The sequence below is a fragment of the Methylocystis sp. genome (assembly GCF_051061225.1).
In the GTDB taxonomy this organism is placed as follows: domain Bacteria; phylum Pseudomonadota; class Alphaproteobacteria; order Rhizobiales; family Beijerinckiaceae; genus Methylocystis.
The window spans coordinates 1-7543 of sequence record NZ_JBPFEB010000003.1; the positions used below are offsets into that span (position 1 = coordinate 1).

8 protein-coding genes and 3 pseudogenes are annotated in these 7543 nt (G+C 59.0%); 2 read left to right on the top strand and 9 right to left on the bottom strand.

Annotation, left to right across the window (positions count from 1 at the left end; genetic code table 11):
• Positions 1 to 135: 135 nt before the first annotated feature.
• The 6 genes and pseudogenes from ACR652_RS00080 to ACR652_RS00105 all read right to left on the bottom strand — a co-directional run.
• Positions 136 to 279 carry a hypothetical protein gene (locus tag ACR652_RS00080; RefSeq protein ID WP_434504480.1) on the bottom strand — a complete coding sequence of 48 codons (144 nt, stop codon included), beginning with the start codon at positions 277 to 279 and terminating at the stop codon, positions 136 to 138.
• A gap of 129 nt (positions 280 to 408) precedes the next feature.
• On the bottom strand, positions 409 to 768 hold the full coding sequence (locus ACR652_RS00085; RefSeq protein ID WP_434504481.1) for a hypothetical protein: 360 nt from the start codon (positions 766 to 768) through the stop codon (positions 409 to 411).
• 148 nt (positions 769 to 916) lie between these two features.
• A complete protein-coding gene (locus tag ACR652_RS00090) occupies positions 917 to 2683 on the bottom strand; it encodes a cytochrome P450 (protein ID WP_434504482.1) in 1767 nt (588 codons plus the stop codon).
• 241 nt (positions 2684 to 2924) lie between these two features.
• Entirely contained in the window at positions 2925 to 3335 is a 411-nt protein-coding gene (locus ACR652_RS00095) for an MAPEG family protein (protein WP_434504483.1), read from the bottom strand.
• A 138-nt stretch (positions 3336 to 3473) separates the two neighbouring features.
• Positions 3474 to 3881: a hypothetical protein gene (locus ACR652_RS00100; protein WP_434504487.1), complete on the bottom strand. Its 408-nt coding sequence runs from the start codon at positions 3879 to 3881 to the stop codon at positions 3474 to 3476.
• Positions 3882 to 3902: 21 nt separating this feature from the next.
• Positions 3903 to 4100 (bottom strand): annotated as a pseudogene (locus tag ACR652_RS00105) (TetR/AcrR family transcriptional regulator); the annotation flags it as partial.
• A gap of 80 nt (positions 4101 to 4180) precedes the next feature.
• Between ACR652_RS00105 and ACR652_RS00110 the strand changes: the two are divergent.
• Positions 4181 to 4627, top strand: a complete 447-nt coding sequence (locus tag ACR652_RS00110; protein WP_434504484.1) for a cupin domain-containing protein — start codon at positions 4181 to 4183, stop codon at positions 4625 to 4627.
• Positions 4628 to 4789: 162 nt separating this feature from the next.
• Here ACR652_RS00110 and ACR652_RS00115 read toward each other — a convergent pair whose 3' ends face one another.
• The 3 genes and pseudogenes from ACR652_RS00115 to ACR652_RS00125 all read right to left on the bottom strand — a co-directional run bounded on the left by ACR652_RS00115 (position 4790) and on the right by ACR652_RS00125 (position 6268).
• Positions 4790 to 4936: a DUF2182 domain-containing protein gene (locus ACR652_RS00115; protein ID WP_434504485.1), complete on the bottom strand. Its 147-nt coding sequence runs from the start codon at positions 4934 to 4936 to the stop codon at positions 4790 to 4792.
• Positions 4890 to 5621, bottom strand: a complete 732-nt coding sequence (locus tag ACR652_RS00120) for a DUF2182 domain-containing protein (RefSeq protein WP_434504486.1) — start codon at positions 5619 to 5621, stop codon at positions 4890 to 4892. Before ACR652_RS00120 ends, ACR652_RS00115 begins: the two co-directional genes overlap by 47 nt.
• A gap of 15 nt (positions 5622 to 5636) precedes the next feature.
• Positions 5637 to 6268, bottom strand: a pseudogene (locus tag ACR652_RS00125) (DUF1326 domain-containing protein).
• Between the two features lie 655 nt (positions 6269 to 6923).
• On the opposite strand from ACR652_RS00125, the pseudogene ACR652_RS00130 reads away from it, so the two are divergent.
• Positions 6924 to 7404, top strand: a pseudogene (locus ACR652_RS00130) (IS701 family transposase); the annotation flags it as partial.
• Positions 7405 to 7543: the final 139 nt, after the last annotated feature.

A 7543-nucleotide genomic window follows, 5' to 3' on the forward strand; every position in this document is an offset into this window, starting at 1 on the left:
GCGCCTCCTCGAACCAGCCGAACTGCCTCTTGCTTGAACTCAAGCGTGTATTGCCCCCGAAATGAGTCTTTCATACCAACCTCCAAAGCCAGATCTTATCCGATCAGCCTTGGGAGACGTTCTTCGAGGGCAAGGTCACTCCGTCTGCGCGACCTGCCTGGGTCTCTCGATGACCAGATAATAGCCGCCGCCGAGCATCGCCGCGCCGAGGAGAAGCATCAGCGGGCGCAACCCATGCAGTTGTAGCGCGCGACGGATCCCGAAGCTCGCTCCGGTCACGAAGAGCCGAACTGCCCGACGAGCGTCTCAGCGCTAGCCCTTCCATGACATTGGCACCGGTCGAATCCAGGAAGGGAATCAAGGCAAAATCGACGATAAGCGCCTTGTAACCATCCGAGACGGACCGGTTCAGGTCTCTACGCCAAACATGCTCTTCGCCGCGATTATCCCCCGCTGAATCAAAGCCTGCAGGCGAGCCTTTGATGCGTGATCGTTTTGGCTTTCGGCGCTCTGCTCTAGCTCCGGGGCTTGCGAAGCATTCGCTTTTTGAAACAACCCTAACATAGCAATCACGTCTGGCCTGGTGCGGATCGAGCTTACAGGACTTTGAGGCACGTCCGCGGCAATCCCCGCGCGCGCCCCTCGGGCTTCCCGCGGCGGTCGTGGGTTACCTTTAAAGACAAAGTGCTGACGAGCATCGTGGTAGGCGCGATTTGGGCCGAAGAAGTTAAGGCGCACCGAAGGTTCGGCGGTCGATTGGCGCGTCATAATGATGTCGCGAGGAAAATCTGCTGCTTAACCTTTTTTGAGGGGACTGGCAGCAGGAAGGTTCGGAAATGGCGCAAAGCGACCGTCTGCGAAGTTCTCCTCGTTACCCAGCGCGGTCATCGAGGCGACAGACCTGCTGGATGATTCGCTACTTCAGGAGCTCGCCGTTTCGGGCAAGCGCGCTGGAGCGGCGGCGCAGGCGCACCTTCAGGTCCCTTGGCGACATCGTAAAGGCGAATTGCTCCCCTACGTCCTCGGCTTTGCCCAAACGTTCCACCTCGAAATTCTTGTATAGCATCGCGAGAAGCAGCTTCATTTCGAGTAGAGCGAGAAGGCGACCGGGACAAATGCGAGCGCCCGAGCCAAAAGGAATATGCACCGACGCGTCGTGCGCTCCCAAGATCTCGCCGAGCCAGCGCTCGGGCCGGAAGGCATGAGGGTCGGCAAAGTGCCTTGGATCGCGCGTCCCTGGACGCAGAAGTACGGCCACGCGAGTACCCGCTACGACGAACAGATCGCCGATGACGGTGTCGACCTTAGCATCGAGGAGCAGGAAGGGGGCAACTGGGCGAAGACGCATCGTTTCGTTTGCGACTGCGCCGGCCCAGACGAGCTTATTCGCCGTCTCGATGTCGCCTGCTACGTCCGATGCTCCTTGGAGCCGATCCGCCTCTCGCCGTAGCTGATTCACGGACTCGGGATTATCACATAGTTGATGCACAGCCCACCCCAGCGTATACGCGGTCGTGTCTTCGCCGGCGAGCAGCATCGTCATTAGGTTTCCAAAAATTATTTCGTCTGAAAAAGGCCGCCCTTCTCCATCCCGCGCCGACACCATGGCCTCGAGGAAATTAGAGGGCCTTTCGGCTCGTCGAGGCTCGGCAGCTAGACGCGCTCGCTCGGCGACCACCAATTCGCTGAGCCAGGCACGCAGCTCCGCAATCGCGCGATCCAGGCGACGATCCTGAGGGAGCCGGACGAACCTCCATGTCGGAAACAGGGCGAATAGTCGTCGATTAAGCATCGGAAACACGAGCGCAAGCTTGTGCTGAATGACATCCTCCGCCTCCTCGACGGTGTTAATGTCGTGGCCAAAGGTGATGAGCGTGGTGACATCCACAGTGAAACGCTTGAGGTCTTCGACGATATTGACCGGGGAACCGAGATCGGCCGCCCTCTCCCAGCGTCTTTTCAGGCGTGTGATTACCCTCTGCAGCTTCGGATACATCTCGCGAAAGTTTGTCGGAGCGAGCGCACTCACGGCAAGTTTCCGCTGCGTGCGCCAAGCTTCGCCCTCGGCAGAGAAAACACCCTCAGCGCCCAACTCGGAAAGTATGGGGGCAAGCTGAGACGCGCGAGTGAAGATTTCTGGCCGCGACCGTAGGACCTGTTCACACCACTTTGGGTCAGAGAGCACAACGACGGGCTTGGAGCCTAATCGAAACACATACACCGGCCCATATTTGGCGGCCCAGCCTTCGAGCGTGAGATGAAGTGTCGGCACGTCAAGTTGGTGAGCGTTGCCCAGAAACGGCAGCCCTCTTGGACCTGGAAGGTTCTCCAATGTGCGTGTTGCGCCGACGCGACGAGGCGCACTGAGTAGCCCCGAAGCCTCGATATAGATATCGCCACCCTTCTCGACGATCGGATAGGACGTGAGGCACTGAGGCCCACCTTCCCGCTCGCCAGACTCGATGCGGAAGCGCCATCCGTGGTTTCGACAAACCAGACGTTCTCCACTGAGTTCGCCTTCTCCCAGAAGGGCTCCCTGGTGCGGACAGCGCCCTTGAAAGGCTCGGAATCCAGCCGGTGTCCGCACCACCACGACGTCGAATCCATCCACCGACAGAGCGTGTGGGCCATCGCCGTGGAGTTGATGCAAACAAGCGAGGCGAATCAAAGAGTCTGTTGTCACGAGCGGCTATCCAAGCGGCTGGGGTCCAGATTGGCAGCGGTACAACATCCTGTTCCCTTAGCAAAGCTCCGCGCTGGCCAGAATGCTCGATACCCTGCCCGATGGCAAAGGGACGAGATTGCATCCAATGCCACAAGCGCCACCTTAGAGGCTTATGGCGCTTGCTCTCGTTGAGTAGAACTGTGATTCGAAGCGCTCTCGCGAACACAGGGCGGCGCCAAAGGTCCGCGCCCCTTCGGTTTCACGCATGCGCTGACATCGCGATGAGGCCGCCCATTGCGATCAGGGAAAGGACTTGCGCGAAGTAGAAGGCGAACCGAACGCCAGCGACAATATTCGTTTGATCAAAAAGCACATGGATAATGCTTTGACAGATCCTCGCAGCCAGGATCGTGATTGCCAGCCCGTCGAGGATCGGACTCGTGACGTGAGCCGATATTTGCGCCACAACGAGTGCGGTATAGACAGGGAGATTCTCGACACAGTTCATATGGGCCCGTATCGCTCTGCGGTACCATTCGCTGGCGCGCCAAATACCGATCTCTGTGCGGCCGGTTAGGATGCGGCTCCAGCGATAGACGCCCACCGTTGCGAAAAGGATGAGCAACGTCCAGGCGGCGAAGCCGAGCAAGACCCAGACAGTGATCGGCATTGAAACCTCCTTGCAAAGTCGACTTCCAAATCTCAACCTTATTAATAAAGACTTGGAAAAAGACGTCTGAAGACATAGCGCGCTGTTGCAGAGGCGCCATTGACGGCATCGTCGCTGCAGACGAGACGGGCCATTTCCTCACGTATCTTCCCGAATAACTCGATCAATCGCCGGGTCCGTCACGCCGAGCCCCTGCAATGTTTGGGCGATCGTCGTTCGCGCGCAACGCTCCGTGTCTTCCAAGGTGAAACCGAAATAGAAACGGTAGTAGTGCCAGGTCGTCGCGATCAAAAAGTAGCGTATGTTCGCGCTCGCGCGTTTGCGCGCCTCTTGTGATCGGTCGGGCGCGAGCGTGTCAATAAACGCGCCTATTGCGGCGGCGCGCTTTTCCGTATCCGCGGTCCGCATGCGGTCATAGAGCTCCGAATGCAATGCCGCCTTGGTGAGCGCCGTCGTCGCCTCAAAACGCGAGAAGAGCGCTTTCGGGTAGGCAAGAAGCTCCTCAACACTCACCGGATCGAGGGGAACTTTGAGTTGGGCCGCCATCTCGGCCGCGACGGCGTCGAGGAAATCGTCGCGGGTCTGGAAATGGCGGAAAACCGTGCGTTCGGAAACGCCCGCCCTCTTGGCCGCAGCACGAATCGATAGTTCCTGAACCGGCGCCTCCTCTAAGAGCTCGATGGCAGCGCCGACAATCAGCCGCTGGGTGAATTCGGACTGGCGCGCGGCGAGAGATGGTTGGGGGCTTGACATACCGTCTGACATTAATTCATATTACATGACATACAGGCGCAGAGTATGACAGTCCTGCCGGAAATTCAACTCAATTTGAAAGGGCAGATCGGATGACTTCTTCCCCCCTGATCGTCCGCCAGGGCGCTGGCGAGATCCTGAATGTATTGGGCGTCGCCCTCCGCTTCCTCTGTCGCGCAGAGGATACGCGCGGCGCCTGGTCGTTGATGGAGAACGTCATCCCCGAAAACGCCGGTCCGCCGCCCCACCATCATCCCTGGGACGAAGCTTATTACGTCATTTCCGGCGAGGTGGAATTCGAGATCGACGGTCGTCGCGAGTGCGTTGGCGCGGGGGATTTCGTCTACGCACCGGCAGGTGCGACTCACGCATTCCACGGCGTGTCCAAAGATCCAGCCCGCATGTTAATTTTCGACGCCCCGGCGCATGCCGAGACCTTTTTCAAAGACGTTGACCGCGAAGTCTCCGAATTGCCGCGCGATCTCGAGAAGTTGCCGCAGATCGGCAAGCGGCACGGGTTGGTGTTCGAACTTGCCTAGAGCAAGCGTGCGCTCGTTCCGCTAGCAGGAGACCGGAGCCCAGTAACAGACTGGTCCCTTTCTAGCGAATTTCGGACGGCAAATCTGATCCGAAGGGGACCTTCCCCGAAGAAGCGAGACTAGCGGCGGGGGGCGTAGTCACCGCCACGATAAATCGGATTATCAGGCGATTCCAAGAGCGCGTACCGCCATCGAGATGGCCGCGGCGATGCAACTGAGCCCTGCCGCGCGCGAGACCAGTTCGCCCCACGGCGCAACCTTCTCAGCAAGCACTAGCATCGCCAAGCCAGCGATCCAAAGCAAGTTCATGACGCCCGCCTACGAAAAGTAGCGCCATCAACGCCCAACAGCAGCCAACGCAAAAAGCGCCATGCTTGGCGCCCATCCTGATGGCGCCCAAGTGGCCGGGACGCCAATGAGAAGAAAGAAAGTGCGCCGGTGAGCGGCACTGCCTGAGGCACGTCAGCTTATACGGCGTGAACTGATAGAGCCCCGCGGCGAAAAGCATGCCCGCCGAGAGCCACGCGTTAAGCGACCACATCAGCATCGCGTGAACCAGGCCCGCCCGCGCGAGAGAAAACTGAAGGATACTGGCCAGGATCGAGAATAGCAGCCAGACACTTAGATAGCCGCAGGCGAAGGCGACGGTCGGCACAACGCCGTCTGCCATTCGGCCGCTCTTCTGCTCATGGCGGGTGACGCGCGCATAAAGCAGAATTATTGGCGCAGCGCTCGGCGTCATCATGGCAATCATCATCACGCACCACATCGCCACCATGATCGCCCAATAGACGCCGGTCCATCGCTGCGGCATGGCCGTGTCGCTTGAAAAAGCGCCCGGCGAGATGGCGATGCGGGTCATGGCGCGCATGCTCATGCCAGTGCCTGCGCCGGTCATGACGTAGCACCAGCCGAGAGCCGAGATGAGGATCAGGCGGCAAATCATGATCGCCCGATCGCGGCGCAGGAGAGCTTCAAATGCCGTCGTTTCCACCGTAGCTTCCGCCGATCAGTTGCGGATTGGTCCGTGATTGTTGAGGTGAAGATGGGCAAACTGGCCGTAGCTGTTCTTTAATGGAGTGGTATCGGTCCACGAACGTTCGACGATGCGCTGCCTACCTCGGCGATTGAGTATTCGAAGCCCTGCGGGAGGTCGATGCGCACGCGGTAGGGGTCGCCGGTCACCGGATTCCGGATCGGTTCGCCGACCGTTTCGAAATAGCCCTCGACATTAATCCGCCCTTTACGCTCCTCGATGTCGACGTCGAAATCGATCTTCGTAAAGACCGGATCATGCACGGTTTCCAGAGTCGACGCGAATACATTGAACATCGCGGCGAACGGATCTGTCTCGCCGCCGGACATCACCGTCAGCAAGGCCTTGCGTTGATCTTCGCTCGCGCCTTCGTCGACGATCGGCAGGCACTTGCCCTTGCCCTCATGCACTGCGCCCGGCCACCAGAAGACGAATGCGATCTTAGTGCCGTCGAGCGAAACATCGCCGAAATAGCCCTTGTCTATCGCGATGGCGCCGGCGGCCTCGCAGCGGCCGTGAGTCGGCAAGTCGTTGAACTGACAAGGGCAGGCGTAGCCGCAATTGCAATTGACAAACTCGCGAGCCTGAATCTCCCAGGGAATCATCGATCTGTCCTCTCAATCCGCCGAACTGTCGCCCGAAGGCCCGATCAAACAAATAAAGAACCGAAGCTTCCCGATATGGCAAGTGACTCAACGCGGCGCTGGCGGCAAGGCGGCTACTTCACCTTGCGTCCAGACCCATAAAGTTGTTGGCATAGGGACGGCGGCGTGATTCACAGCTTAGGACTTCTCTTTATGCGTCATTCTGGCATGCATTAGGACTCGGACTCTCGATACATTCTGGGCTGATATCGGGCGGATTTAGCACCGTGCCATGAAGTTGAGTGATATTTCGTAAACCTCCCCAGCAACCCACATAAGACCAGTTGGCTTAACTGATAAAAATAGCTCGAGACCAGCCTACTGTTTGGTCTTTTGAAACGAATTTCTCTCTACAGACAGCCCGAAGATCGTCGCGCCAGTATCGAAGGCTCATCATTTCTGGCTCCAGCGCACGGGATCCTTCTTTTGCAGCGTTCAACGGATTGCAGCGGTCGCACCACATGGATGGGGCGTGCATCTAGCGGCCTCTCGCGCCTTACGCATTGTAGCCAGGTCGGTCCTGAGAACGAACTCGATGATGACCAGTCCACCTAGCACTACTTTGGCAGATTTTTGAGAGGTCCTGCTTTTTTGGGATTCCCTCGGATCCTTTTGCGTGATTCATGGGTGGTCGGCGTTTTGGAGGGCCGACCATGGACGACAGCTGGAAGTCCGATCTCGAACGGTGGCTGGCGCCTTTCATCAGCGCTCTTCGACACAAGACGCGGGCGCGGATGTGCCCGGCCTATGTGGCGGGGCTAATCGGCGCGGGGGATCGCAAGAGCGTCCAGCCCATGGCGGCGCGCGACGGCGATGTCGGATACGACCAGCTTCATCACTTCATCGCGAGCAGCGCGTGGGACGCAGCGCCGCTGGAAAAGGCTCTCCTTGTCGAAGCTGACAGGATGGTTGGCGGCGCCGACGCTTGGCTGATCGTCGACGATACGGCCCTGCCGAAGAAGGGCGCGCACTCGGTCGGCGTCGCGCCGCAATACGCCTCGTCCCTTGGAAAGACCGCCAATTGCCAGTCGCTGGTCTCGCTCACCCTGGCGTCGCGCGAGGTTCCGGTGATGGTCGGGCTGCGGCTCTTCCTGCCTGTAAATGCCGATTTTAAATTCCCCAGAAGTGCCTAAGTAAAATTCCCCAGTCTGGCGGGCATGGCGATCAGCCTATGTCTCGATCGGCGCCTCCGCTTTTTGGCGGCCGTCCACGGCGCCGGAGGGTCGGCGGGATCGG